This window comes from Streptomyces sp. BYX5S, from assembly GCF_054724165.1.
Map to the genome: position 1 here is coordinate 7,147,689 of NZ_CM138829.1, position 24,373 is coordinate 7,172,061.

At 72.7% G+C, this 24,373-nt stretch carries 21 protein-coding genes; 11 read left to right on the plus strand and 10 right to left on the minus strand.

What is annotated here, in order from left to right; translation table 11 throughout:
* Nucleotides 1–72: 72 nt before the first annotated feature.
* From ACYBSK_RS32145 to ACYBSK_RS32165, 5 genes are all read right to left on the minus strand, one after another.
* A complete protein-coding gene (locus ACYBSK_RS32145; protein ID WP_460244198.1) occupies nt 73–474 on the minus strand; it encodes a (deoxy)nucleoside triphosphate pyrophosphohydrolase in 402 nt (133 codons plus the stop codon).
* 21 nt (nt 475–495) lie between these two features.
* Nucleotides 496–690 (minus strand): SPOR domain-containing protein, encoded by a 195-nt coding sequence (locus ACYBSK_RS32150; RefSeq protein WP_460244199.1) that lies wholly within the window; start codon nt 688–690, stop codon nt 496–498.
* Nucleotides 691–923: 233 nt separating this feature from the next.
* Nucleotides 924–2,642 carry a purine-cytosine permease family protein gene (locus ACYBSK_RS32155; RefSeq protein WP_460244200.1) on the minus strand — a complete coding sequence of 573 codons (1,719 nt, stop codon included), beginning with the start codon at nt 2,640–2,642 and terminating at the stop codon, nt 924–926.
* Nucleotides 2,643–2,819: 177 nt separating this feature from the next.
* Complete coding sequence (locus ACYBSK_RS32160; RefSeq protein ID WP_457480770.1) at nt 2,820–3,572, minus strand: GntR family transcriptional regulator; 753 nt, start codon at nt 3,570–3,572, stop codon at nt 2,820–2,822.
* A 182-nt stretch (nt 3,573–3,754) separates the two neighbouring features.
* Nucleotides 3,755–4,876, minus strand: a complete 1,122-nt coding sequence (locus ACYBSK_RS32165; protein ID WP_460244201.1) for a pyridoxal-phosphate dependent enzyme — start codon at nt 4,874–4,876, stop codon at nt 3,755–3,757.
* A gap of 259 nt (nt 4,877–5,135) precedes the next feature.
* On the opposite strand from ACYBSK_RS32165, the gene ACYBSK_RS32170 reads away from it, so the two are divergent.
* Nucleotides 5,136–7,751 carry a discoidin domain-containing protein gene (locus tag ACYBSK_RS32170; protein WP_460244202.1) on the plus strand — a complete coding sequence of 872 codons (2,616 nt, stop codon included), beginning with the start codon at nt 5,136–5,138 and terminating at the stop codon, nt 7,749–7,751.
* Here ACYBSK_RS32170 and ACYBSK_RS32175 read toward each other — a convergent pair.
* The 4 genes from ACYBSK_RS32175 to ACYBSK_RS32190 all read right to left on the minus strand — a co-directional run bounded on the left by ACYBSK_RS32175 (nt 7,688) and on the right by ACYBSK_RS32190 (nt 11,946).
* On the minus strand, nt 7,688–9,148 hold the full coding sequence (locus ACYBSK_RS32175; protein ID WP_460244203.1) for a sodium:solute symporter family transporter: 1,461 nt from the start codon (nt 9,146–9,148) through the stop codon (nt 7,688–7,690). The two genes, ACYBSK_RS32170 and ACYBSK_RS32175, sit on opposite strands and share 64 nt — an antisense overlap.
* The gene (locus tag ACYBSK_RS32180) at nt 9,145–9,378 is read right to left on the minus strand and encodes a hypothetical protein (protein ID WP_460244204.1); all 234 of its coding nucleotides are present in this window, start codon (nt 9,376–9,378) and stop codon (nt 9,145–9,147) included. The genes ACYBSK_RS32175 and ACYBSK_RS32180 overlap by 4 nt, the downstream gene beginning before the upstream one ends.
* Before the next feature lie 50 nt (nt 9,379–9,428).
* Nucleotides 9,429–10,862 carry an amidase gene (locus ACYBSK_RS32185; protein ID WP_460244205.1) on the minus strand — a complete coding sequence of 478 codons (1,434 nt, stop codon included), beginning with the start codon at nt 10,860–10,862 and terminating at the stop codon, nt 9,429–9,431.
* Between the two features lie 106 nt (nt 10,863–10,968).
* Nucleotides 10,969–11,946 (minus strand): Lrp/AsnC family transcriptional regulator, encoded by a 978-nt coding sequence (locus ACYBSK_RS32190; RefSeq protein ID WP_460244206.1) that lies wholly within the window; start codon nt 11,944–11,946, stop codon nt 10,969–10,971.
* 174 nt (nt 11,947–12,120) lie between these two features.
* Here ACYBSK_RS32190 and ACYBSK_RS32195 point away from each other — a divergent pair, with 174 nt between their 5' ends.
* From ACYBSK_RS32195 to ACYBSK_RS32220, 6 genes are read left to right on the plus strand one after another with little or no spacing between them, the layout of a single operon-like run.
* Nucleotides 12,121–13,371, plus strand: coding sequence for a flavin-containing monooxygenase (locus tag ACYBSK_RS32195; RefSeq protein ID WP_460244207.1), 1,251 nt, complete (start codon nt 12,121–12,123; stop codon nt 13,369–13,371).
* Nucleotides 13,372–13,381: 10 nt separating this feature from the next.
* On the plus strand, nt 13,382–13,846 hold the full coding sequence (locus ACYBSK_RS32200) for a RidA family protein (RefSeq protein ID WP_457480778.1): 465 nt from the start codon (nt 13,382–13,384) through the stop codon (nt 13,844–13,846).
* Nucleotides 13,843–14,520 (plus strand): DUF1028 domain-containing protein, encoded by a 678-nt coding sequence (locus ACYBSK_RS32205; protein WP_460244208.1) that lies wholly within the window; start codon nt 13,843–13,845, stop codon nt 14,518–14,520. Before ACYBSK_RS32200 ends, ACYBSK_RS32205 begins: the two co-directional genes overlap by 4 nt.
* Nucleotides 14,517–15,662 (plus strand): M20 family metallopeptidase, encoded by a 1,146-nt coding sequence (locus ACYBSK_RS32210; RefSeq protein ID WP_460244209.1) that lies wholly within the window; start codon nt 14,517–14,519, stop codon nt 15,660–15,662. The genes ACYBSK_RS32205 and ACYBSK_RS32210 overlap by 4 nt, the downstream gene beginning before the upstream one ends.
* Nucleotides 15,659–16,993 (plus strand): MFS transporter, encoded by a 1,335-nt coding sequence (locus ACYBSK_RS32215; RefSeq protein WP_457480781.1) that lies wholly within the window; start codon nt 15,659–15,661, stop codon nt 16,991–16,993. The genes ACYBSK_RS32210 and ACYBSK_RS32215 overlap by 4 nt, the downstream gene beginning before the upstream one ends.
* A gap of 39 nt (nt 16,994–17,032) precedes the next feature.
* Complete coding sequence (locus ACYBSK_RS32220) at nt 17,033–17,950, plus strand: LysR substrate-binding domain-containing protein (protein ID WP_460244210.1); 918 nt, start codon at nt 17,033–17,035, stop codon at nt 17,948–17,950.
* Between the two features lie 30 nt (nt 17,951–17,980).
* Here ACYBSK_RS32220 and ACYBSK_RS32225 read toward each other — a convergent pair whose 3' ends face one another.
* Nucleotides 17,981–18,592 carry a TetR/AcrR family transcriptional regulator gene (locus ACYBSK_RS32225; protein WP_457480783.1) on the minus strand — a complete coding sequence of 204 codons (612 nt, stop codon included), beginning with the start codon at nt 18,590–18,592 and terminating at the stop codon, nt 17,981–17,983.
* Between the two features lie 125 nt (nt 18,593–18,717).
* Between ACYBSK_RS32225 and ACYBSK_RS32230 the strand changes: the two genes are divergently transcribed.
* From ACYBSK_RS32230 to ACYBSK_RS32245, 4 genes are read left to right on the plus strand one after another with little or no spacing between them, the layout of a single operon-like run.
* Nucleotides 18,718–20,163: a purine-cytosine permease family protein gene (locus ACYBSK_RS32230; protein WP_460244211.1), complete on the plus strand. Its 1,446-nt coding sequence runs from the start codon at nt 18,718–18,720 to the stop codon at nt 20,161–20,163.
* A complete protein-coding gene (locus tag ACYBSK_RS32235) occupies nt 20,160–21,635 on the plus strand; it encodes an aldehyde dehydrogenase (protein WP_460244212.1) in 1,476 nt (491 codons plus the stop codon). Before ACYBSK_RS32230 ends, ACYBSK_RS32235 begins: the two co-directional genes overlap by 4 nt.
* Nucleotides 21,617–22,951: a M20 family metallopeptidase gene (locus ACYBSK_RS32240; RefSeq protein ID WP_460244213.1), complete on the plus strand. Its 1,335-nt coding sequence runs from the start codon at nt 21,617–21,619 to the stop codon at nt 22,949–22,951. Before ACYBSK_RS32235 ends, ACYBSK_RS32240 begins: the two co-directional genes overlap by 19 nt.
* A gap of 26 nt (nt 22,952–22,977) precedes the next feature.
* Entirely contained in the window at nt 22,978–24,333 is a 1,356-nt protein-coding gene (locus ACYBSK_RS32245; RefSeq protein WP_460244214.1) for an aminotransferase family protein, read from the plus strand.
* Nucleotides 24,334–24,373: the final 40 nt, after the last annotated feature.

The following is a 24,373-nucleotide window of genomic DNA, read 5'->3' on the forward strand; positions in this document are numbered from 1 at the left end:
TGGCACGGACGGCGTAGAAGTGGCGCGCGGGAAGCGCGCGCAAGCCCCTCGGCGGGGCCGCGGGACGGCCCCCTACTCCGTCGTCACCACCTGTTTCACCGCCGGGACGTCCTGGTCCAGCCAGTCGACGGACCACACCTCGTCGGGGGTCAGCCAGCGGAGTTCGTCGTGGTCCTCCAGGGGGCGCGGGGTTCCCCGGGACAGGCGGCAGCGCCAGACGCGCAGGACGTAACCGGGCTTCAGGGGCCACTCCCCGGGGACGCGCGCGAGCGGCTCGGCCTCGACGCCGAGTTCCTCGCGCAGTTCGCGGATGAGGGCGCGCTCCTGGCTCTCGCCCGGCTCGACCTTCCCGCCGGGCAGCTCCCAGCGGCCCGCGAGCTCGGGCGGCGCGCTGCGCCGCGCGGCGAGCAGCCGCTCCTGCGTGTCGTACAGGGCCGCGGCGACCACGACGGTCGGTGACAGTGACTCAGGCATGCGCCGGAGCCTACGGCTCCTCTACAGCGCCGCGCCGTTCCGCCCCTGACCCAGCCGCTCCACCCAGTACGTCGGCTGGTGGCCCCGGTGTTCGTCGAGGCTGTCCGCCATGCGCTGGGCCTCCGCCTTCGTGGCGTAACGGCCCACCCGGTAGCGGTTTCCGTTGTCGTCCTCGCGGATGACCAGCCACGGAAGTGTGGTCGTGCTGTCATTCATCGCGCCCCGCCCCTCCCTGGCCGTCCCGATCCCGACTCGCATCGCGCCCTGCCTCCCGGATTCGAGGAAACCGCAATCCGCATATGCCCGAGCCTACGCCTGACCTTCACGCACCGGATACGGATTGGCACAAAGAGGTACGCAACAAGCCACCGGCCCACCATGCGGAGGACGGACCGAGGGGGCGCATCCAGTGGATGCGCCCCCTCGGTCCCCGCCCCCGGATCGTGGTCTCAGTCGGTGCGCACGGTGGGCATCGGCATCAGCACCGGCTCGCCCGTCGGCTTCTTGGTGCAGACGTCGCCGCACTCGGCGTCGAGGGAGCAGCAGAGCGAGCAGATCGGGCCGGACTGGACCGGGCAGTCGGCGATGTCCGGGAGTTCGTACGCCGTCTCGCACACGCCGCACGTGTGGGTGGCGGTGACGTCGGCGACCTCGACGTCCGGGCCGTTCACCGGGTTCGGCCGCGCCAGGTAGTACCTGCCCTGCGTGGCCCACGCGATGAGCGGGCACAGGACGAGCGCGAGACCAGCGGCGATGAACGTGGAGAAGGCCTGCGCGTACTCACCGAAGAGCCCGAAGAACGCCATGATCGAGACGGTCGAGGCCACCACCATCGCGCCGAATCCGGCCGGGTTCACCGCGTACAGGTACGCCCGCTTGAACTCGATGTACTTGGGGCTCCAGCCCACTCGCTTGTTGATGACGAGGTCGGCGGCGACGGCCGCGATCCAGGCGATGCCCACGTTCGAGTAGAAGCCCAGCAGCTTGTTCAGGGCGGCGAACATGTTCAGTTCCATCAGCGTCAGCGCGATGGCGAGGTTGAGGAAGATGTACCAGACGCGGCCGGGGTGACGGTGCGTCACACGGGAGAAGAAGTTCGACCAGGACAGCGAACCGCTGTACGCGTTCGTGACATTGATCTTGATCTGTGAGACCACCACGAACAGGGCGGCGGCAGGCAGCGCGACCGAGCCGAGCCACGGCTTGAGCGCCTCGACCTGCGGGGCGATGGGTTCGAGGGCGTGCGTCTTGCCGACGGCCTCCAGGGCCACGAAGGCCAGCAGCGCGCCGCCGATCTGCTTCGCGGCGCCGATGACCACCCAGCCGGGACCGGCCGCGAGAACGGCCAGATTCCATCGCTTGCGGTTCGCCTCCGTCTTGGCCGGCATGAATCGCAGGTAGTCGGCCTGCTCGCCGATCTGCGCGATGAGCGAGAGCGCGACACCGGTGCCGAGCCCGAAGCCGACCCAGGAGAAGCCGCTGCCCGCGCCCTCGGTGCCGCCGAAGCTCGTGAAGTCGCCGAACGAGCCGGGCGAGTGGAAGAGCAGGATCACGAACGGCAGGACCAGGCCGATCAGCCAGATCGGCTGCGTCCACGCCTGCACCTTCGCGAGCGCGCCCATCCCCCGGAACACGATGGGGATCACGATCAGCGTGGTCACCAAGTACCCGATGGGCAGCGGCAGTCCGACGACCTCGTGCATGGCCTGCGCCATGATCGAGCCTTCGAGCGCGAAGAAGATGAAGGTGAACGAGGCGTAGATCAGGGACGTGAGCGTCGAACCGAAGTAGCCGAAGCCGGCGCCCCGGGTGATCAGGTCCATGTCCAGGCCGTACTTGGCGCAGGCGCGGGCGATCGGGATGCCGGTGGTGAAGATGATCGTCGCCGCGCACAGGATCGAGGCGAGGCCGCTGGTGAACCCGTACGTGAAGACGATGGACGCGCCGATCGCGAAGTCCGCGAGGTAGGCGATGCCGCCGAGGGCCGTGGAGGCCACCATGGTCGGCGACCAGCGCCGGTAGGAGTGCGGGGCGTAGCGCAGCGAGTAGTCCTCGCGGGACTCGTCGGCGGCGAGCTTGGCGTAACTGCGCTTGGGGGCCCGCCCGTCGGGCCCTCCTGCGGATGACCCGGGTACCGGGTCTGCTTGCGATACGGCGGTCTCGGTCATGGCGGCTACCCGTTCCTCCGTCAGCGGTATACCAACTGCGTACGGAGGAGGAAGTTAGGAGCCGGACATGACAAGTTGGCGCAGCGCTCGATTGCCTGCCTGTTACGGCAGTGGGGGCGCGGTTAACTCGGGATCACACGGCCCGGACGGGGCTGCCCGGCTATCGGGCGCGCCGCGTCACTTCACCGGCAGGTGGTATGCGATGCGGTAGCGGTCCGCCGGGACCACCACGTCGGCCGTCTCCACAGGTCGGCCCGAGGCGAAGAACGTCCGGTGGATGACGACGACCACATGTCCCGGCACGCCGCCGAGCGCGCTCAGTTCCTCGGCGAGGCCGGGGCGGGCGGCGACCTCCTCCGTCACGTTGTCCACGATCACGTCGATCGCCGCCATGCGCTCGACCACGCCGCAGCCGCCGAGAGGGCCCTCCTCCGGGAGCATCACGGGCGTGCGCCCCGTCACGGCGAGGGGCTCCCAGGAGGTGGCGAGCATCATCGCCTCGCCCGCGTCCCGGTACACGTACTGGGTGCGCATCACGCGGTCGCCCGCGCGGATCGCCAGCCGCTCGGCGACCGGGGCCGTCGCCTCGATCTGTTCGCTGCGCGACTCCCAGGTGCCGCGCGCGTCGGGGTCGGCCTGCTCCTGCCGGAACGGGGTGGAGCCGCTGCTCGGCCGGTAGCCGGAGCGGGAGACGCGGCGCGGCACGGGCAGCTCGCGCACATACGTGCCCGAACCCGAGCGGCCCTCGACGAGGCCCTCCGCCATGAGGACCTTGCGGGCCTCCAGGGCCACCGTGTCCGAAACCCCGTACTCCTCACGGATCTTGGCCTGTGAGGGGAGGCGGGTGTGCGGCGGCAGCGAACCACTGACGATCTTCTTGCGGAGATCACCCGCAACCCGGAGATACGCCGGCTGCTCACCGAATGTCACTGGTTGTCCCCTCAGATCCCCATCAGATTGACAGACAGCAACAGCGTGGCAACCGTGGGTTGAGCGGTGCAAGCGAAGGCCAGAGAATCACTCGATGTGATGACTTCCGAGGTCGGGGGCCTTTACGCAGCGACTTTGCCCAGGTAGTGGGCCATTCACACATCGGACCACGCTTCGATCGCTCATCCGTTTCCGGGGTCGGGAGCGGGGGCGAGGCCCGACTTGAGGCCCGCGCCGCACAGCGGGACGACGGCGTGACGGCCGCCCGGGACGCCGCCCTCGCGGACCGCTGCCCAGCACACCGCGCTGGTCGACTCGACGTACAGCCCGCGGGAGGCGAGGTCGAGTTGGGCGTGCCGGATCTGGTCCTCCGTCACCGTGTGGAAGGCGCCGCCCGATTCACGGACGGCGCGCAGGATCTGGCGGGCGCGGGGCGGGTTCGGGATGGCGATGCCCTCGGCGGCGGTGGGGGCCGGGGCGGGGTCGACGACCACCTCGTCCGCTCCGGCCTGCCAGGCGCGGGCCAGCGGGGCGACCGCGGCGGCCTGGACGGCGTGCAGGGCGGGGCGGCGGTCGATGAGGCCCGCGTGGTGCAGTTCGGCGACGGCGAGGGCGGCGCCGAGCAGGAGGGTGCCGTTGCCGACGGGGAGGACGAGGGTGTCGGGGAGGCGGCCGCCCATGTCCTCCCAGATCTCGTGGACGTACGTCTTCGTGCCGTGCAGGAAGTACGGGTTGTAGACGTGGCTGGCGTAGAACACGCCGTCCTCGTCGGCGGCGGCGCGCGCCGCGCGGGCGGTGGCCTCGCGGTCGCCCGGGACGATCTCCAGGCGGGCGCCGTGGGCCCGGATCTGTTCCAGCTTCTTGGCGGAGGTGCCCTCGGGGACGTGGACGGTGCAGGCGAGGCGGGCGCGGGCGCAGTAGGCGGCGATGGCGGTGCCGGCGTTGCCGCTGCTGTCGGCGATGACGCGGTGCGGGCGCAGTCGGGCGGCGAGGGCGGCGAGCATCACCGCGCCGCGGTCCTTGAAGGAGAGGGTGGGCAGGAGGTGGTCCAGCTTGGCGGTCACCCCGTCGGTGAGGGGGACGAGGGGCGTGCGGCCCTCTCCGAGGGTGCAGTCGGGGGTGGGCAGGGGGAGGCATTCGGCGTAGCGCCACATGGAGTTGGGGCGGCCCGTGAGGGATTTGAGGGGGCTGGGGGTGGGGTGGTAGTCGAGGTCCAGGGGGCCGTGGCAGGTGGGGCAGCGCCAGGTGAGGGAGGCGGTGGGGATGCGGGTGCCGTCGGCCGGGCAGTACGTGGCGTAACTCATCCGCCGACCCTAGGCGGGCTCCGCGTCCCGAACGCCCAAGAGGCCGAACGCCACGGGGCTCCGCCCCGGACCCCGCTGCTCAATCGCCGCAGGGGCTCCAAATACCCCTCAGCGCGGATCGACCACTTTCAAGCCCCTCCGGCGATTGAGGAGCGGGGTATGGGGCGGAGCCCCGGTCTTTGGGCCGGTTCGGCGGTTGAGGGGCGGGGGGCGGCGCGGGCTACCCGGGGTTCGCGGAGGCGCGCAGGACGCTCGTCCCATGAAGCCAGCGCAGCTCGTCGTCGCCGTACTCGCCCTCGCCACCACCACCGTCACCCCACCCGCCCACGCCGCACCGCCCGCCTGCGGTGGCGACGGCTGGGCCCTGCGCAGCCACCGCGCCGAGACGGACAGCCCGTACCACGCCTACGTCGGCAACGGATACCTCGGCGCACGCGTGCCGCCCACCGGCACCGGATACGCCCGGACCGGAGGCGAGGGCGCAAAGACGGGGTGGCCGCTGTACACGCCCCCGTACGACGGCGCCTTCGTGTCCGGGCTCTACGGGCGCGGCCCGAAGCACACCGCTCACCGCGAGGCCGTCGCCGCGCTCCCCACCTGGACCGCCCTCGACGTCCACGCCCACGGCGAGACGTACGGCCCCGGCAGCCGCACCACCGGCTACCGGCAGACTCTCGACCTGCGCTGCGGCGTCGTCCGTACGGACGTCACCTGGGTGCACCGGGACGGCAGCCGCACCGACCTCACGTACGAGGTGCTCGCCGACCGCGCCCGCCCGCACGTCGGCGCCGTGCGGCTGCGCGTCACCCCTCACTGGTCGGGAACCGTCACCGTCACCGACCGCATCGACGACCGCGGCGCCCGCCGCGTCACCGGCACCGGCAGCGGCCCCGGCGGCAAGCGCACCGCCGTGGTCGGCTTCCGCACGGACGGCTCCGGCACCGAGGGCGCCGTCGCCTCCACCCTCCGCTCCCCCGGCCGCACCCACACCGCGCGCCGCGTCGAGGGCGGCCTCGGCAGCCGGCAGTCCGCCGACTTCCGGGCCGCCGCGGGCCACAGTTACGACGTCACCAAGTTCGTCGGCGTCGACACCGCGCTCACGTCCAAGGACCCGCGGGGCGATGCCGTGCGCGCTTCGAGGCGTGCCGCGGCCGCCGGGTGGCGGGCTCTCAGACGCGGGCACGACGCCGCCTGGCGCCAGTTGTGGGCCGCCGACATCGAGACGCCCGGTCGTCGCGCCCTCCAGGAGCAGCTGCGTGCCTCCCAGTACGGGCTGCTCTCCTCGCTGCGGCCCGGCGCCCGCGACAGCATCGCGCCCACCGGTCTGAGCAGCGACAACTACGCGGGGATGGTGTTCTGGGACGCCGAGACCTGGATGTTCCCCTCGCTGCTGGCCACCCGGCCCGAGCTGGCGGAGCCCGTGCTCGAATACCGCTACCGCACCCGTGGCGCCGCCGCCGACAACGCGCTCAGGACGTCCCAGAAGGGGCTCATGTACCCCTGGACGAGCGCGAGTTCGGGTGCGCTGTGGAAGGAGTGCCAGAGCTGGAACCCGCCGCACTGCGTCACCCAGAACCACCTCATGGGCGACATCGCGCTCGCCGCCTGGCAGTACTACCAGGCGACCGGGGACCGGGGCTGGTTGCGTGAGCGAGGGTGGCCGCTGCTCAAGGGCATTGCCACGTACTGGGGTTCACGGGTCACGCCGAACGAGAAGGACGGCACGTACTCCGTCAAGGACGTCGCCGGGCCCGACGAGTACAGCAACGGCGTCGACGACGGCGTCTACACGAATGCCGTCGCCGCGACCTCGCTGCGCGACGCGACGAAGGCCGCACGCCTCGTGGGCGCCGCGGCCCCGGCGGAGTGGAACCGGATCGCCGACCGGCTGCGCATCCCGTACGACCGCGACCGCAAGGTCTTCCTCCAGTACGCCGGTTACGACATCGACAAGGGCGCCGACATCAAGCAGGCGGACGCCGTGCTGCTGCTGTATCCGCTGGGCTGGGAGCCGATGCCGAAGGGCGCGGCGGCCGCGACGCTCGACCACTACGCGGCGCACACCGACCGCGACGGACCGGCGATGACGGACTCCGTGCACGCGGTGGCGGCGGCCGGGATCGGGGAGCCGGGCTGCTCGGCGTACACGTTCCTGGAGCGGGCCTCGCGGCCGTTCTTCCGGGGGCCGTTCGGGACGTTCTCGGAGTCGCGCGGCGAGAAGGCGGGCGCGGGGGACGCGCTCGCCGGGACGCCCGCGCAGGACTTCCTGACCGGGAAGGGCGGCTTCCTCCAGGTGTTCACGCACGGTCTGACCGGGATGCGGCTGACCGACGGGGACGCCGTGCGGCTCGATCCGATGCTGCCGTCGCAGCTCGCGCGGGGCGTGAACGTCAAGGGCCTGACGTGGCGGGGGCGGACGTACGACGTCGAGATCAGGGCCGAGGCGACGCGGGTGCGGCTCACCGGTGGTGCTCCGTTCGCCGTCGAGACCCCCGGCGGGCGCAAGACCGTGACCGGCGCCGGTCTCACCCTGCCGACCCGCCGCCCCGACCTCGCCCCGACCACCGACGCCGCCCGCTGCAAGCCCGCCGAGGCGACGTCGGAGGAGGCCGGGCAGTACGCGGGCGCCGCCGTCGACGGCAATCCGGCCACGACCTGGCGCCCCGCGAAGCCCGGCGCCTCGCTCACCGTGGACCTGGGCGGCGTCCGGCCCGTGCACCGGGTGGAGGTGGCCGGGGCCGAGGAGTTCCGCCTGGAGACGTCCACCGACGGGAAGACGTGGGCGCCGTTCGAGGCCGGGGCGCCGGGGCGTTACGTGCGGCTCACGGAGACCGGTGAATCGGCCGAGTCCGTCGGGGAGTTGACCGTGTCCTGAGGCTTCGGCCGGACGACGAGCTGGGCACCGGCCGTGACGACGATGTTGACGGCGAGCGCGATCAGGCCGGTGTCCACCGTGCCGACGTCGACCGAGCCGAACGTCAGCCAGGCGAGCACCGCGACACCCGTCAGGATGCCGGTGAGCGCGGGCACCGCCCGTAGCCGGACGGTCCTCGCCAGGCCCATGACGATCGCGGGGGCGAGCTGGGTGAGGCCGCCGTAGGTGAGGAGCAGCAGGTCGGAGAGGAGGCCGGGGCGGGTCAGGCCGAGGGTCAGGGCGAGGGCCGCCGCGGCCACCACGCACAGGTGGTTGGTGCGCAGTTGGGTGCGTTCGTTGCGGACGCTCAGGAGGTTGCGGGAGAGCAGGCTGGAGATGCCGACGACGATGGCCGCGGACGGCACCATCGCGGCGGAGGCCGCGGCGACGGCGACCACGCCGACGAGCCAGCCCGGCAGGGTCTGACCGGCGAGGGTGAGGGCGACGCCGTTGGGTTCGGTGCCCTTCTTCGCGAGCAGGACGCCGGCGAAGCCGATGATGATGGGGATGCCGAGGGCGACCTGGTAGAGCGGCAGCCAGATCGCGTTGGAGCGCAGCACGCGGCCGCTGCGGGCGGCGAGCACCGGCGGCCACAGGTGGGCCATGGTGCCGAGCCCTCCGCCGATTCCGGAGATGATGACGGCCGTGACGAAGAACGTGCTGTCGTAGCCCTCTTGATTGAGCGTCAGAAGCTGTGGGTGGCTGTCGCGGAGGGTGTGGAAGAGGCCGCCGATGCCGCCGTCGACCGACAGGGCGACGCCCGCGACGAGCACCACGAGACCGATGATCATCAGCGCGTCCTTGAGGTACGCGACCCGCGCGATGCCGCGGATGCCGGACCACAGGACGAAGACGACGGTCAGGACCGTGGCGAGGACCATGCTCAGGTTGCCGCCGGTGCGGCTGCCGGTGGCGAGCTGCACGATCATGCCGAGGCCGGTGATCTGGAGTTGCAGGTACGGCAGCAGGAACACGGCGCCGACGACGGCGACGACCTTGCCGAGCAGCGGGCTGCCGTAGCGGTCGACGAAGAAGTCGGCCTGCGTCAAGTAACCGCCGCCCTGGCCGAGTTGGCGCATCCGGGGCGCGGTGAAGTACTGGAGGACGAAGTTGATGGCGAGGTAGCAGACCGCGAAGGACGCCGCGACGCCGCCGCCGAAGGCGATGCCCGCGAGGCCGAGGAAGCTGAAGGTGGTGAAGGCCTCGCCCGCCTGGAGGAACCAGGTGGTGAAGGTGGAGAACCCGCGCTTGGCGACCGTCCACTCCCCCAGTTCCTTGCTGGGCGCGCGGCGGCCGGAGATGCCGACCGTCGCGATGGCGACGATGCCGAGGACCGTGATGACCATGGTGCTGTTCACGCCGCCACCTCCGTGTTCTCGTCGCGCTCGTCCTCGTAGCCGGCGCCCGCGCGCGTGCCCCGGTCGACGAGGGCGAGGGCGACCGTGGTGCCGACGGTCCAGAGCAGGCACCAGGCCAGGACGGACGGGATGCCGAACCACAGGTGCGGTCCGTTGACGAACGGGAGGAACGGAGTGCTGAGGAAGGCGAGGACGGGCACGGCGGCCCAGAGCGCGTGCGGAGATCTCATCGGGGCTCCAGCGGGGAGTCGAGTCGGCTCCCGGGGACGGGAGCCGAGCGCTACGAAAGAGCGGGCGCGCGGCGGCCGTGTCCGGTGGCGGCCTCGTAGGCGGCGCCGACTTCCAGGACGGCGCGTTCGGCGCGCGGCGGGCCCACGATCTGCAGGCCGACGGGGAGTCCGGCCGGCGTGAAGCCGGCGGGGACGGAGAGGGCGGGTGCGCCCAGGACGGTGAGCAGGTACGCGGAGCGCATCCAGTCGAGGTAGCTGTGCTGCGGCTGCCCGTCGACGGTGGTGGGGTACTCCGCGTCGACGTCGAACGGCACGACCTGGCTGACCGGGGCGATCAGCACGTCGTAGCGGTCGAAGAAGGCGGTGGCCGCGAGGTGGATCCGGGTGTGTTCGGTGCGGGCGCGGGCCAGGTCGTCGGAGGTGAGCCGCAGCCCCTCCTCGATGTTCCACACGAGGCTGGGCTTCAGCCGGTCGCGGGAGGTCTCCAGGAGCGGCCCGAGTCCGGTGCGGAAGGCCTGCGCGCGCAGGGTGCGGAAGACCTCCTCGGCGCCGTCCAGGTCGGGGCAGTCCTCGACGACGCGGGCGCCCGCCGCCTCGAACACTCCGACCTGGTCGGCGACGACGTCGCGCACCTCCCGGTCGACGGGGACGCGCCCGCCGAGGTCGGGGGCGTACGCGACGCGCAGGCCCTTGAGGTCGCGCTGAAGCGGGGCGCGGAAGACGGCGCCGGGTGTCTCCAGGGACTGCGGGCAGCGCGGGTCCGGGCCCGCCATCGCCGAGAGCAGCAGGGCGACGTCGGCGACGGTGCGGCCCATGGGCCCGGCGACGCCGAGCGTCTCCCACAGGTCGTTCGTGGGCAGCGACGGCACGCGGCCCGGGGTGGTGCGCAGGCCGACGACGTTGCAGAAGGAGGCGGGGTTGCGCAGGGAGCCGCCCATGTCGCTGCCGTCGGCGATCGGGGTGAGGCGGGCGGCGAGCGCGGCGGCGGCGCCACCGCTGCTGCCGCCGGCCGAGCGGGTCGGGTCGTAGGGGTTGCGGGTCGCGCCGAAGACCGGGTTGAAGGTGTGCGAACCGGCCGCGAACTCGGGGACGTTGGTCTTGCCGACGCGGATGGCGCCGGCTTCCTGGATCCGCTCGACGAGGAGTTCGTCCTGGTCGGGCACGTGGTCGGCGAAGAGCGGCGAGCCGTGGGTGGTGCGCAGGCCGCGCGTGAGGTGGGTGTCCTTGAAGGCGATGGGCAGCCCGTGCAGCGGCCCCAACTCGGCTCCGGACGCCGCCCGTTCGTCCGCCGCGCCGGCCGCCGCGAGGGCACCCTCGGCGTCGAGCGTGACGATGGCGTTGAGCGCCGGGTTCACGCGCTCGATGCGGTCCAGGTGGGCGGCGACGACCTCGCGTGCCGAGAGTTCGCGGCGGCGCATCCGGTCGGCGAGTTCGACGGCGTCGAGGCCGCACAGGGTGTCGGAGTCGGTGGGGCGTACGGGCATGACCGTCCTCGGGAGGGAGGCGACTGTGTGCGCCCTCACACTGCGGCGGACTGACCGTTTAAGTCAATGGCTTGTACTGGATGAACTTTTCAGACGTCAGATCCACCTAACTGGCCTTTACGGTCACTCCGCTGCGTTTCCATGCCTCCACCACCAGATGGGACTGCACGGCCTCGGCCCTGCGCACCCACGGCGCCTCGGTCAGGAAGGAGTGCAGCGCGGCCTTCGACGGCTGGGTCACGTCGACCAGGAGCTGGTGCTCCCCCATGACCACGGCCGCGTACCGCACGAGCGGCGACGCGAGGAGCAGCCGCCCCACTTCCTCGACCTCGCCGGGGCGGGTCCTGATCCACAGCAGCGCCTGCACGGGCAGGCCGAGCAGCGCGGGCTCCACGACCGCGCGGATGCTGACGAGCCCGGCGCGGCTCAGCGACTCGACGCGGCGCCGGGCCGTGGCCACCGACACCCCGGCGACGGCGGCGAGTTCGTCGTTCGTGCACCGGCCGTCCGCCGCGAGGGCGCGCAGGATCGCCTCCTCGTCGGGCGCGAGCTCGACGTCGCCGAGGCCCACCCGGTCGACCTGCCGCTCGCCGCCGAGGGCCGCGACCTCGGCGGCGTCGAGGATGCCGGGCGACCACTCGTGGACGGTGCGGAAGTAGCGCAGGACCGGCGAGACCTGCTGCTGGAGCAGGCCCGGCAGCGCGGGCACCTCGTCCAGCATGAACCGCCCCAACTGCTCGGGCGGGCACTGGAGTTCGGCCACGCAGTCGGCGGCGCCGGCGAGGACGTAGCTGAAGATCGCGTCCGGCCTGCGCGCGGCGGCGAGCGCCGCGTCCCGGACGGATCCGGGGCGGCAGTTCATCCGCAGGATCACGGTCTCCCCGCGCACCACGAGCCCGCGCACCGCGACGTCCCCGCTCTCCACCAGCCGGTACCCGCGCCGCGCCACCTTGCGCTCCGGCTCCCCGAGCACGTCGGCGATCCGCCGCCAGGAGGCCCGGCCGTCGATCTGGAGGGCGGCGACGATGCGGCGGTCGAGGTCGTCGAGGGGGGCGGGCGGGGTCTGCGCGGGCTCAGCGGTCACGGCTCGACCCTAGAGCCTGCCCGGCCGACCCCCTGGCTGAGGCCTGGCGCCGCCCGTCGGGGCGCGGCGTCACGCATCTGAAAAACCGATCACTCTCCTCGGAAACATCTGTTGGACAGGGTTGCGGACGCGTCCAAGGATGGCTCCCACCGCACGACCCGAGTGGAGGCTCAAGTGCCGAGTGAAGAGACGGAAGTTGTCGTCGTCGGGGCGGGCCAGGCCGGCATCGCCATGAGCGAGCACCTGGGCGCCCTGGGCATAGCGCACATCGTTCTGGAGCGGGACCGGATCGCCGAGCGGTGGCGCACCCAGCGCTGGGACTCGCTCGTCGCGAACGGCCCCGCCTGGCACGACCGCTTCCCGAACCTGGAGTTCCCCGACGTCGGCCCCGACGCCTTCGCCACGAAGGAGCAGGTCGCCGAGTACTTCGAGCGGTACGCGGAGAAGATCGACGCCCCCGTGCGGTGCGGCGTCGAGGTGACGAAGGTGCGCAAGCGCGAGGGCGGGCCCGGCTTCCGGGTCGAGACGTCCGAGGGCGCCATCGACGCGGGGTTCGTGGTGGCCGCGACCGGCCCCTTCCAGCGCCCCGTCATCCCGCCGATCGTCCCGGACGGCGCGGTGCGCACCCAGCTGCACTCCAGCGAGTACCGCAACCCGGAGCAGCTGCCCGAGGGTGCCGTCCTCGTGGTCGGCGCCGGTTCGTCGGGCGTGCAGATCGCCGACGAGCTGCGCCGCTCGGGACGGCGGGTCTTCCTGTCCGTGGGCCCGCACGACCGTCCGCCGCGGCAGTACCGCGGCCGGGACTTCTGCTGGTGGCTCGGGGTGCTCGGGCTGTGGGACCTCACGACGCCGCCGGAGGGCGCCGCCCACGTGACCATCGCGGTCAGCGGGGCGCGCGGCGGCCACTCCGTGGACTTCCGCGAGCTGGCGGGCACCGGCATCGAACTCCTCGGCATGACCTCCGCGTACGAGGACGGGGTGCTGCGCTTCGCGCCCGACCTCGCCGAGAACATCGCGCTCGGCGACGAGAAGTACCTGGAGCTGCTGCGGGCGGCCGACGCGTACGTCGAGCGCAACGGCCTCGACCTGCCCGCGGAGCCCGAGGCGCACGTCCTCGGCCCCGACCCCGCGTGCGTCACCGACCCGCGCCTCGCCCTCGACCTCGCCGAGGCGGGCGTCACGTCGATCGTCTGGGCCACGGGCTTCGCCGCCGACTACGGCTGGCTCGACGTCGACGTGTACGACGAGAACGGCCGCCCCGACCAGCGCCGCGGGGTCTCCACCGAGCCCGGCGTCTACTTCCTGGGCCTGCCCTGGCTGTCCCGGCGCGGGTCGAGCTTCATCTGGGGCGTCTGGCACGACGCGAAGTACGTCGCCGACCACATCACGACCCGGCGCGGATACCTCGCGTACGGCACCAACTAGGGAGAAGACCATGGCCAACGCCCCCATCGTGGCCGGCGGGCACACCCGGATCCGGCCGTTCAACACCCGCGACACCTATCCCGAGCAGAACCTCGACAACGACCTCTGCCAGGCCGTCGTCGCCGGAGACACGGTGTACGTCCGCGGCCAGATCGGCCAGGACCTCGACACCAGCGAGAACGTCGGCGTCGGCGACGCGGAGGCGCAGGCCGAGCGGGCCATGGCGAACATCAGGATGCTGCTGGAGGAGTCCGGCAGCCGGATGGAACACCTGGTCAAGCTGACGATCTACCTGATCGACCCGCGCTACCGGGAGGCCGTCTACCGCACGGTCGGCCGCTGGACCAAGGGCGTCCACCCCATCTCCACCGGCATCGTCGTCTCGGCGCTCGCCCGCCCGGAGTGGCTGTGCGAGATCGACGCGATCGCCGTGATCCCCCGGTCCGCGGAGGAGTCGAAGGAGGCGCGGGCATGACGTTCTCCCTGGTGGTACGCGACGGTGAGCGGTTCGGCATCGCGGGCAGCTCGTCGAGCCCCGCGGTCGCCGCCCGCATCGCCCATCTGCGGCCCGGCGTCGGCGCGGCGTCCTCGCAGAACATCACGGACCCGATGCTCGGCGCGGCCCTGCTCGACGGTCTCGCCGCGCACGGCGACGCCGAGCGGGCCCTGGCCGGGGTCACGGGCGACCCGCGGCACGAGAAGACCATCGCCTACCGGCAGTTGACCGTCCTCGGGCGCACCGGCCCCGGCTTCGCGTACAGCGGCCCGCACACCCTCGGCACGTACGCCACCGCCACCGCCGACGGCGCCGTCGCGGCCGGGAACATGCTCTCCGGTACGCACATCCCCGGCGTGCTCCTGGAGGCGTACCGGGACGCCACCGGCGAGCTGGAGGAGCGCCTGATCGCCGCCATGAAGGCCGCCGTCGCGGCGGGCGGCGAGGAGGGCCCCGTGCACTCGGCGGGCCTCGCGGTCGTCGCCGACGTCGGCTGGCGCGTCACCGACCTGCGGATCGACTGGGCCGACGACCCGATCGACCGGCTCGGCGACCTCCTCGACGTGTGGCTGCCGCAGCGGGACGACTACGTGACGCGCGGCCTCGACCCGGCGAGCTCACCCTCGTACGGCGTTCCCGGGGACGCACGGTGAGTGCGCTCAAGGCCGCCGCCCGCAAGGAGGTCGACCGGCACGCCGGGCAACTGATCGCCCTGTCCGAGCAGTTGCACGCCGACCCGGAGACCGCGTGGGAGGAGCACCGGGCGGCGGCCGCCGTGCCGCAGCTGCTCGACCGGGCCGGATTCGACGTCACGTCGAAGTACCTCGGCCTGGACACCGCCTTCCATGCCTCCTTCGGCAGCGGTCCGCGCCGTATCGCGCTGTGCGCCGAGTACGACGCGCTGCCCGGCCTCGGCCACGCCTGCGGCCACAACCTCATCGCCGCCTCGTCCATCGGCGCCGCCCTCGGCCTCGCCGCCGTCGCCGACGACCTGGGGCTCACCGTCGAGGTCTACGGCACCCCCGCCGAGGAGGGCGGCGGCGGCAAGATCGAGCTGCTCGACCGGGGCGCGTTCGCCGGGGTCGACCTCGCGATGATGGCGCACCCGGCGCCGGTCGACGTCGCCGAGGCGCAGCCGTTCGCGGTCAGCCACTCCAAGGTGTCGTACACGGGCAAGTCGGCGCACGCCGCCGCCTACCCGGAGGCCGGGATCAACGCGGCCGACGCCTTCACCGTCGCCCAGGTCGCCATCGGCCTGCTCCGCCAGCAACTCCCCGCCTCCGCGCGGGTGCACGGCGTCGTGACGCACGCCGGTGACGCCCCGAACGCCATCCCGGAGCGCGCCTCGGGCCGCTGGTACGTCCGGGCCGAAACCCTCGCCGAACTTGCCGAGTTGGAGCCGCGCGTGATGCGCGCCTTCGAGGCGGGCGCCCTCGCGACCGGCTGCGCGCTGGAGATCGAACCGGAGAGCAAGCCGTACGCGGAGTTCCGCGCGGACGAGTCGGCGCTCGCCCACTACCGCGCCAACGCCCTCGCCCTGGGGCGGGAGTTCGCGCCGCCGGGCCAGGCCGCGCGCATGAACCGGGCCTCCACCGACATGGGCAACGTCTCGCAGGTGGTGCCCGCCATCCACCCCTACATCGGCATCGGCTCCCTGCCCGCCACCAACCACCAGCACGAGTTCGCCGCGTACTGCGTGGGCGCGACCGCCGAGCGGGCGCTGCTCGACGCGGCGGTCGCGCTGGCGTGGACGGGCGTGGACCGGTCCGCCGCATCCGAGGAGGCGACGACATGACGCTCACCGGGGCTCCGCCCGCCCAGGCCGACGCCGCGACGCTGCGCAGGAGCGTCGCGGCCGGGGCCGTCGGCGTGTTCGTCCACTGGTTCGACTGGGCGGCGTACGCGTATCTCGCCGGGACCGTCGCCACCGTGTTCTTCCCGGCCGGGGACGAGACGACCGGGCTGCTCGCCGTGTTCGGCGTCTTCGCGGTCTCCTTCGGCGTGCGGCCCATCGGCGCGCTCGTCTTCGGGCCGCTCGGCGACCGGATCGGCCGCAAGCGGACGCTGTCCCTGGTCATCTTCATGATGTCCGGCGCCACGCTGGCGATCGGCCTGCTCCCCGGCTACGACTCGATCGGCATCGCCGCGCCGGTCCTCCTGGTGGTGCTCCGCCTGATCCAGGGCTTCGCGGCGGGCGGCGAGTTCGGCAGCGCCGCCAGCTTCCTCGCCGAGAGCGCGCCGCGCCGCCGCCGCGGCTTCGGCGTGAGCTGGCTGGAGGTCGGCTCGCTGCTCGGCTTCCTGGCCGGCTCCTTCGTCTTCCTGCTGCTCTCCACGGGGCTCGACGACGCCCAGCTCACCTCGTGGGGCTGGCGGATCCCGTTCCTGGTCGCGGCGCCGCTCGGCATCATCGGCGTGGTCATCCGCAACAAGATCGAGGACACCCCCGAGTACCGGGCCCTCGAAGCGAACGACACGGTCCCGCGCAGCCCCGCCCGCGAACTGCTGCGCACCCACAAGCGCCAGCTGCTCCAGGCGGCGGGCCTGATGACGGCCATGCACGTGCCGTTCTACGCGGTCCTCACCTACCTGGTCACGTACGAGACCGACCACCTCGGCCACTCCGCCGACAGCGCGGCCCTGCTGTCCACCGTCATCTCGCTGCTGGGCCTGGTGCTCGTGCCGGTGTTCGGCGCGCTGTCGGACCGGGTGGGCCGCAAACCGGTGTTCATCGGGGCGACGGCGGCGCTGCTGGTCCTGGCCACCCCGGCGTTCTGGCTGATGCGCACCGGCATGGCGGGCACCTGGATCGCCGGTCTCGTACTCGGCGCGATCCTGGCCGCGATCCTCGGTACGTACGCGGTGTGGTCGGCGGAGGTCTTCCCCACGCGCACCCGGCAGAGCGGCCTGTCCATCGCCTACAACGTGACGGCGGCGCTGTTCGCGGGCACCGTGCCGTATCTGATGACGCTGCTCATATCGGCGACGGGCAGCACGCTGGTGCCGGGCCCGTACCTGATGGTGTTCGCCGTCGGCGGCCTCGTCGCGGCGCTGTCCCTGAAGGAGACGGCCGGCTCGGCGCTGCTGCACGCGGAGGACGTCTGCGAGACCCCCGCCGAGGAGGCTTAGAGTCGGGCGCACACCAGGTCACCCGGCACGAGGGCTCGTATGACGTCACCGCTCGGTTTCACGCTCGTCCAGCTGCGCTACTTCCTGGTCGCCGCCGAGCGCGGTTCCATGACGGAGGCGTCGGCGGAGCTGCACATCGCGCAGTCCGCCGTGTCCGCCGCCATCCACAACCTGGAGCGCGACCTCCAGGTGCAGCTGTTCATCCGCCGCCGGGGCCGGGGCCTCACCCTCACCCCCGCCGGTGAGCGGCTGCGGGCGCAGGGCCGGGATCTGCTGGCCCGCGCGCGGGAGGTCGAGCGGGAGGCGCGCGGCGACGGCGCGCAGCTGTCCGGGCCGGTGGCGGTCGGCTGCTTCGTGACCCTCGCCCCGTACTACCTGCCGCGCCTGTTCAGCGAGTGCACGCGGCGCCACCCCGGCATCGAGATCGACGTGCTGGAGGCCGAGGCGGACGAGCTTGTCGAGGCCCTGGCTACGGGCCGCATCGACTTCGCCCTCACCTACGACCTGGGCCTGTCGACCGAACCGGAGCTGCGCAGCGAGACCATCGCCCGCGCCCCGGCGTACGTGATCGTGGCGGCCGACCACCCCCTGGCGGGCCGGGGCAGCGTCTCCCTCGCCGACCTGTCCGCGGAACCGCTCGTCCTCCTCGACCTCCCGCACAGCCGCGACTACTTCCGCTCCCTCGTCGCCGCCACCGGCACCGCCCCCGACGTCCGCTACCGCACCCGCAGCTACGAGACCGTGCGCTCCATGGTGGCCCGCGGCCTCGGCTACTCGGTGCTCAACCAGCGGCCCACGACGAGCCAGACGTACGGCGGGGGCGACCTGGCCGAGCTCGAACTGCGGGACGCCGGAAGGCCGTTGGAGGTGCGGATCGCCCACCTCGACGGCATGACGCAGAGCGCGCGGGCGCGGGCGGTGATGGACATCGTCCGGGAGGGCGCCGACCTGCCTTAGGGCCTGCCGTCGTCGTCCGGCCGGCCGCCCTCAGAGGTCCGCGCACCCCGTCACCGCCCGCGCCTGCACGCGGATCAGGCGCTGCGCCTCCTCCCGCGTGAGGGCGGCGTTGCGGCTGACGATGTGCAGGCCGAAGCCGTCCTCCAGGGCGACCAGGTTGCGCGCCAGGTCCCCCACGGGCGCGGTCAGCGTGAACGCGCCGGTCGCGGCGCCCACTTCGAGCGCGGTGGCGTACAGGCCCACCTCGCTGGCGAACAGGGACGCCATCAGCTCCGCGTGCCCGGCGCTGCGGTCGGCCCGGCCGTGCAGCTCGTACAGCAGCCCGTGCGTCGCGTCGTCGGGGGCGGCCGGCAGGCCGGAGGCGATCAGCGCGCGCAGCCGCGCCACCGGGTCGGCGACCTCGTCGGTGACGGCGTGCCGCGCCGCGAGGAACCGCTCGACCGCGCCCCGGTGCACCTCCAGGACCAGCTCGTCCAGCTCCGGGTAGTAGTAGAGGACCGACCCCGCCGACATCCCGGCCTCCGCCGCGATGTCCTTGATGCGCAGCCCTTCGAGCCCGCGCTCCGTGATGGCCCGCCCCGCCGCGTCCACGAGCGCCTCGCGCCGCGCGGTCTGGTTCTTCGGTCTCCCCGGTTTTCCCATGCGGTTAATTCTCTGTTACATCATTCAAGGAAATCAAGCGGATCCGGTTCGAGCCATTGACGGACCCCGGACCCATTGTTTGAATCCACGCTCAAAGAACTCTGATCCGAGAGTACGGAGACGCAGTGGACGGTCAGCCAGCGCGGACGCCGGACGGCGGCACGGCCGCCCCGGGCCCCGAGCGCATCGAGCGCCGCACCATCGACGTGGTCCCGGCGGACGAGCGGCACGGCCGCACCCGGGACCTGTTCACGATCTGGTTCAGCGCCAACCTGGGCCCGCTGACCGTCGTCACCGGCGCCCTCGCCCCGACCGCCTTCGGCCTCTCCTTCGTCTGGAGCCTGGTGGCGCTGCTCGTCGGACACCTGGGCGGCGGCTTCCTGATGGCGCTGCACTCGGCGCAGGGGCCGCAGCTCGGGGTGCCGCAGATGATCCAGAGCCGCGGCCAGTTCGGCAGCGTCGGCGCGCTCGCGGTCGTCCTCGTCGTGATCGTCATGTACCAGGGCTTCTTCGCCTCGAACCTGGTCGTGGGCGCACAGTCGCTCGGCCAGGTCACGCCGGTCGGCGAGAGCGCGGGCGTGCTGCTGTGCGCGGCGGTCAGCCTCGTCGTCGCGGTCGTCGGCTACCGCCTGATGCACCGGATCGGCGCGTGGACGACGTGGGCGTTCGGCGCGATCCAGGTCGTCGGCGCCGTGTACCTCTTCACGGGCGGCCTGCCCTCGGACTTCCTGTCGTTCGGCGGCTTCAGCCTCGCCGGGTTCCTCGGGATGGTGTCGGTCGGCGCGCTCTGGCAGATCGCCTACGCCCCTTACGTCTCCGACTACTCCCGCTACATGCCCGCCCACCGCGCCGGAGTCCGCTCCACGCTGTGGTGCACGTACGCGGGCTGCGTCCTCGGCAGCGTCATCCCGATGGTGGTCGGCGCGGCCATCGGCATCGCGGGCGACGGCGACCCGATCGCCTCGCTCAACCACCTCCTCGGCTCGGCGCTCGGCCAACTCACCCTGTGGAGCTTCGCTCTGGTCACGATGCTGACCAACTCCATGAACCTGTACGGGGCGGTGCTGTGCGCCGTGACGGCCGTGCAGACCTTCGCCAGCCGCTGGCTGCCGCGCGCCACCGGCCGGGCGGTCATCGGCGCGGTGCTGACCGCCCTGTCGGTGGCCCTCGCCCTGGCCCTCGCCGACAGCTTCATGAACAACTACCTGAACCTGATCTACGTACTCCAGTACGTCCTGATCCCCTGGACCGCGATCAACCTGGTCGACTTCTACCTGATCCGGCACGGCGACTACGACGTGCCGTCCTTCTTCGCCCGCGACGGCGGCGTCTACGGCCGCTGGAACGTCACGGCCCTCGCCGTCTACGCGGTCGGCATCCTCGCCGAGATCCCCTTCATGGCGCAGTCCCTCTACACGGGCCCGCTGGCCCACGCCCTCGGCGACACCGACCTCGGCTGGATCGCCGGCCTTGTCGTCACCGTCCCCCTCTACTGGCTGCTCGCGGCCCGTGGCACGAGCCGCCGCACCCCCGCACCCGCACCGACCACCACAGGAGTGCCCGCAGCATGACGTACACCCGCCAGGACTGGGCGAACCTCGCCGGTCAACTCGCCTTCCGCACGCAGGCGTTCATCGACGGCGAGTGGCAGGACGCGGCGTCCGGCGCCACCTTCGCCACCGTCGACCCGGCCACCGGCCGCACCGTCGCCGAGGTCGCCTCCTGCGACACCCCCGACGTGGACGCCGCCGTGCGGGCCGCGCGCCGCAGCTTCGAGGCGGGCGACTGGTCGCGGGGGGACGCGGCGACCCGCAAGCGCGTCCTGTTGCGGCTCGCCGCGCTCATCGAGGAGAACGGCCGTGAGCTGGCCCTCCTCGACACCCTCGACATGGGCAAGCCGATCGCCGAGACCTACGGCACCGACGTGCCCGGCGCGGCCGGGGTGTTCGCCTGGTACGCGGAGGCCGCCGACAAGCTGTACGACGAGGTGGCCCCGGCGCCGCCCGGCAACCTGGCGCTGGTGCGGCGCGTGCCGCTCGGTGTCGTGGGCGCGGTCGTACCGTGGAACTTCCCGCTGGACATGGCCAGTTGGAAGCTGGCCCCGGCCCTCGCGGCGGGCAACAGCGTCGTCCTCAAGCCCGCCGAGCAGTCCCCGCTGTCCGCCCTGCGCCTCGCGGAACTGGCCGTCGAGGCGGGGCTCCCGGCAGGCGTCCTCAACGTCGTCCCCGGCCTCGGCGAGCGCGCGGGCCAGGCCCTCGGCCGTCACGCGGACGTGGACACGCTCGCCTTCACCGGCTCCACGGCGACCGCCCGCCGCTTCCTGACGTACGCCGCCGAGTCCAACCTCAAGCAGGTGTGGCCGGAGGCGGGCGGCAAGAGCCCGAACATCGTGTTCGCGGACGCCGACCTGGAGGCGGCGGCACAGAAGGCCGCGGCCGGTTTCGCCTACAACTCCGGGCAGGTGTGCTCGGCCAACACGCGGCTGCTGGTCGAGAGTTCGGTGGCCGAGGAGTTCACGGCGCGGGTCGCCGCGTGCGCCGCCGCCTTCGCCCCGGGCGACCCGCTCGACCCGGCGACCATGTTCGGCCCGCTCGTCGACGAGGCGCAGGCGGTGCGCGTGACCAAGGCCGTCGCCGAGTCCGGCGGCACCGTGGTGTGCGGTGGCACCCGCCCCGACCGGCCCGGCGCGTACGTCGACCCGACGATCGTGACGGGGCTCGCCCCGGACGCCCCGCTGGCCCGCGAGGAGGTCTTCGGCCCGGTCCTCACGGTGCACACCTTCGACACGGAGGCGGAGGCGGTCCGGCTCGCGAACGACTCCCCGTACGGCCTCGCGGCCTCGGTCTGGACCCGCGACCTGGCCCGCGCGCACCGCACGGCGGACGCCCTCCAGGCGGGCACGGTCTCGGTGAACACGGTCGACGCGCTGTCGCCCATGACCCCCTTCGGCGGCTTCAAGCAGTCCGGCTACGGCCGCGACCTGTCGCTGCACTCCTTCGACAAGTACACGGGGCTGAAGACGACGTGGGTGACGTACGGATGAGCGCGCGGGACGTACTGGCCGAGATCGACCGGCGCCGCGACGACCTGGTGGCCCTGACGTCGGAGCTGGTCGGCTTCGACACGACGGTGCGCGGCGCGGCCGACGAGCGCTGGCGCGCCGAGCACGACCTCCAGGACCACCTCGCGGACCGGCTCCGCGCGGCGGGCGCCACGGTCGACGTGGTCACGCCCAAGCCGTCGGACCTGCCGCGCTCACCGCAGACCCCGGAGGGCCTGGGCTTCGACGGCCGCCCGCAGCTCGTCGCCCGCTTCCCCGGCACCGGTGGTGGCCGCTCGCTCCTGTTCAACGGGCACATCGACGTCGTCTCGGCGGAGCCGCGCGGGGCGTGGTCCAGCGACCCGTTCCGCGCCGAGGTCCGCGACGGGCGGCTGTACGGGCGGGGCACCTGCGACATGAAGGGCGGCGTCGCGGCGATGGTGGTCGCGGCCGAGACCCTCGCCGCGCTCGGCGTCCGGCTCCCCGGCGACCTGCTGCTCAACACCGTCACCGACGAGGAGTGGAACGGCGCCGGCACCCTCGCCTCCCTCGCGTACGGGGTGAAGGCGGACGCGGCGATCGTCCCGGAACCCACCGACCTGGACGTCGTCACCGCCCAACGCGGCATCCTGGGCGGCACGTTGACCGTCGAGGGGCGACCGGGGCACGCCGAGCACCCGCCCGGCGACTGGCGATCGGGCGGCGCCGTCAACGCCATCGAGAAGACCCTCCCGGCCCTCGCCGCGCTCCAGGCGCTGCGCGAACGCTGGGCCGACGATCCGGCGCACGTCCACCCGCTGCTGCCGCCCCCGTCGATCGTGCCGACCACCATCAAGGGCGGCGAGTGGTGGGTCACCTACCCCGCCTCCTGCGAGGTCTGCCTCGACATCACGTACCTGCCCGTGCAGGCGGACGCGGGCGGCTGGGCGAGCAGGGTGCGGGCCGAGATCGAGGCGGCCGTCCGCGACGCCTGCGCCACCGACGGCTGGCTCACCGCGCACCCGCCGCGCCTGACCTGGGACACCGAACTGCCGCCCGCCGAGGTGGCCCGAACCCACGCCGTGGTCAGGGCACTTGAGGGCGCGTCCACCTCGCTCGGCCGGGCGCCCCGCGTCCTCGGCGAACCGTCCTGGACCGACGCCGCCACCCTCACCCGCCTCGCCGGCACCCCCGCCGTCTGCCTCGGCCCGACCGCGACCCGGCCCGACGGCTCCCCGACCCTCCACACCATCGACGAGTACATCGAGGTCGACGACCTCGTCGACACGGCGAAGGCCCTCGCCCTCGCCGCCCTCGACCTCACGGCACCCGCAGCCTGATCCCGTACGTACGGAAGGACATCCCCATGACGCACCCGGACCACCAGGGTCTCCTGTCGGCCGACCGCGCCCACATCATCCACCCCTACCTCCCCGGCAGCGCCGAGGAGCGGGTCATCATGACGTCCGGCTCCGGCTGCCGCCTCACCGACAGCGAGGGCCGCGGCTACCTCGACGCGACCGGCGGGCTGTGGCTGGCGCAGGTCGGCCACGGCCGCGAGGACCTGGCGGACGTCGCGCACGCGCAGATGAAGAAGCTGGAGTACTTCACGAGCTTCTGGGAGTTCTCCAACGACCGCGCCATCGAACTCGCCGCCCGTCTCGCCGAGTTGGCGCCGGACCCGCTGAACCACGTCTACTTCACGTCCGGCGGCTCCGAGGGCAACGAGGCCGCCATCAAGATGGCCCGCTACTACCACCACCGCCGCGGCGACACCGACCGCACGTGGATCCTGGCGCGCGACAAGGCGTACCACGGCATCGGCTACGGCGGCGGCTCGGCCACCGGATTCCCGCTGTACCACGACGGCTTCGCCCCGATGATGCCGCACGTCTCGCACCTCACCCCGCCGTGGCCGTACCGCACGGACCTGTACGGCGGCCAGGACCCCACCGACTTCCTCATCCGTGAGCTGGAGGAGCGGATCGCGGAGATCGGCGCGAAGAACATCGCGGCGATGATCGGCGAGCCCATCATGGGCGTCGGCGGCATGCTCGTCCCGCCGGCCGACTACTGGCCGCGCGTGCGCGAGGTCCTCGACCGGCACGGCATCCTGCTGATCTTCGACGAGGTCGTCACCGCGTACGGCCGCGTCGGCGAGTGGTTCGCCGCCCAGCACTTCGGCGTCACCCCGGACATCATCGTCACCGCCAAGGGCATCACGTCCGGCTACGTACCGCTGGGCGCGCTGATGGTCGCCGACGGCGTCGCGGAGGTCCTGCTCCAGGACCACGGCTTCCCGATGGGCTACACGTACAACGGCCACCCGGTCGCGACCGCCGTCGCCCTCGCGAACCTCGACATCATCGAGAAGGAGGGCCTGCTGGGACGGGCGAAGACCATGGGCGCGACGCTGCACGCCGAACTCGACTTCCAGCTGGGCGAGTTGCCGATCGTCGGCGAGATCCGCTCGGTGGGCATGATGCTCGCGGTGGAACTGGTGGCGGACCGCACGACGCGTGAGCCGCTCCCCCTGCACGCGGACCGCATGCCGCACGACGTGATCCGCCGCGAGACCGGCGTCATCGTCCGCGACTCCGCCCACAGCCTGGTCCTGTCCCCGCCGCTGATCATGACGGAGGCCGAGGCCAAGGAGGTGGCGTCGGCGCTGCGCGGCGTACTGGAGCGCACCTCGCCGACCGGAGAGATCCGGGAGGCGTAACACCCCCGTCGGGCCCGGTGCCGCGCACCCCACCGGGCCC

Bases quoted from the DNA above. Each gene is read 5' to 3' on its own strand.
- ACYBSK_RS32235 (WP_460244212.1), top strand. From the start codon at position 20,160: ATGACGTACACCCGCCAGGACTGGGCGAACCTCGCCGGTCAACTCGCC.
- ACYBSK_RS32215 (WP_457480781.1), top strand. From the start codon at position 15,659: ATGACGCTCACCGGGGCTCCGCCCGCCCAGGCCGACGCCGCGACGCTG.
- ACYBSK_RS32145 (WP_460244198.1), bottom strand. From the start codon at position 474: ATGCCTGAGTCACTGTCACCGACCGTCGTGGTCGCCGCGGCCCTGTAC.
- ACYBSK_RS32185 (WP_460244205.1), bottom strand. From the start codon at position 10,862: ATGCCCGTACGCCCCACCGACTCCGACACCCTGTGCGGCCTCGACGCC.
- ACYBSK_RS32170 (WP_460244202.1), top strand. From the start codon at position 5,136: ATGAAGCCAGCGCAGCTCGTCGTCGCCGTACTCGCCCTCGCCACCACC.
- ACYBSK_RS32225 (WP_457480783.1), bottom strand. From the start codon at position 18,592: ATGGGAAAACCGGGGAGACCGAAGAACCAGACCGCGCGGCGCGAGGCG.
- ACYBSK_RS32155 (WP_460244200.1), bottom strand. From the start codon at position 2,642: ATGACCGAGACCGCCGTATCGCAAGCAGACCCGGTACCCGGGTCATCC.
- ACYBSK_RS32245 (WP_460244214.1), top strand. From the start codon at position 22,978: ATGACGCACCCGGACCACCAGGGTCTCCTGTCGGCCGACCGCGCCCAC.
- ACYBSK_RS32205 (WP_460244208.1), top strand. From the start codon at position 13,843: ATGACGTTCTCCCTGGTGGTACGCGACGGTGAGCGGTTCGGCATCGCG.
- ACYBSK_RS32150 (WP_460244199.1), bottom strand. From the start codon at position 690: ATGAATGACAGCACGACCACACTTCCGTGGCTGGTCATCCGCGAGGAC.
- ACYBSK_RS32200 (WP_457480778.1), top strand. From the start codon at position 13,382: ATGGCCAACGCCCCCATCGTGGCCGGCGGGCACACCCGGATCCGGCCG.
- ACYBSK_RS32165 (WP_460244201.1), bottom strand. From the start codon at position 4,876: ATGAGTTACGCCACGTACTGCCCGGCCGACGGCACCCGCATCCCCACC.
- ACYBSK_RS32180 (WP_460244204.1), bottom strand. From the start codon at position 9,378: ATGAGATCTCCGCACGCGCTCTGGGCCGCCGTGCCCGTCCTCGCCTTC.
- ACYBSK_RS32220 (WP_460244210.1), top strand. From the start codon at position 17,033: ATGACGTCACCGCTCGGTTTCACGCTCGTCCAGCTGCGCTACTTCCTG.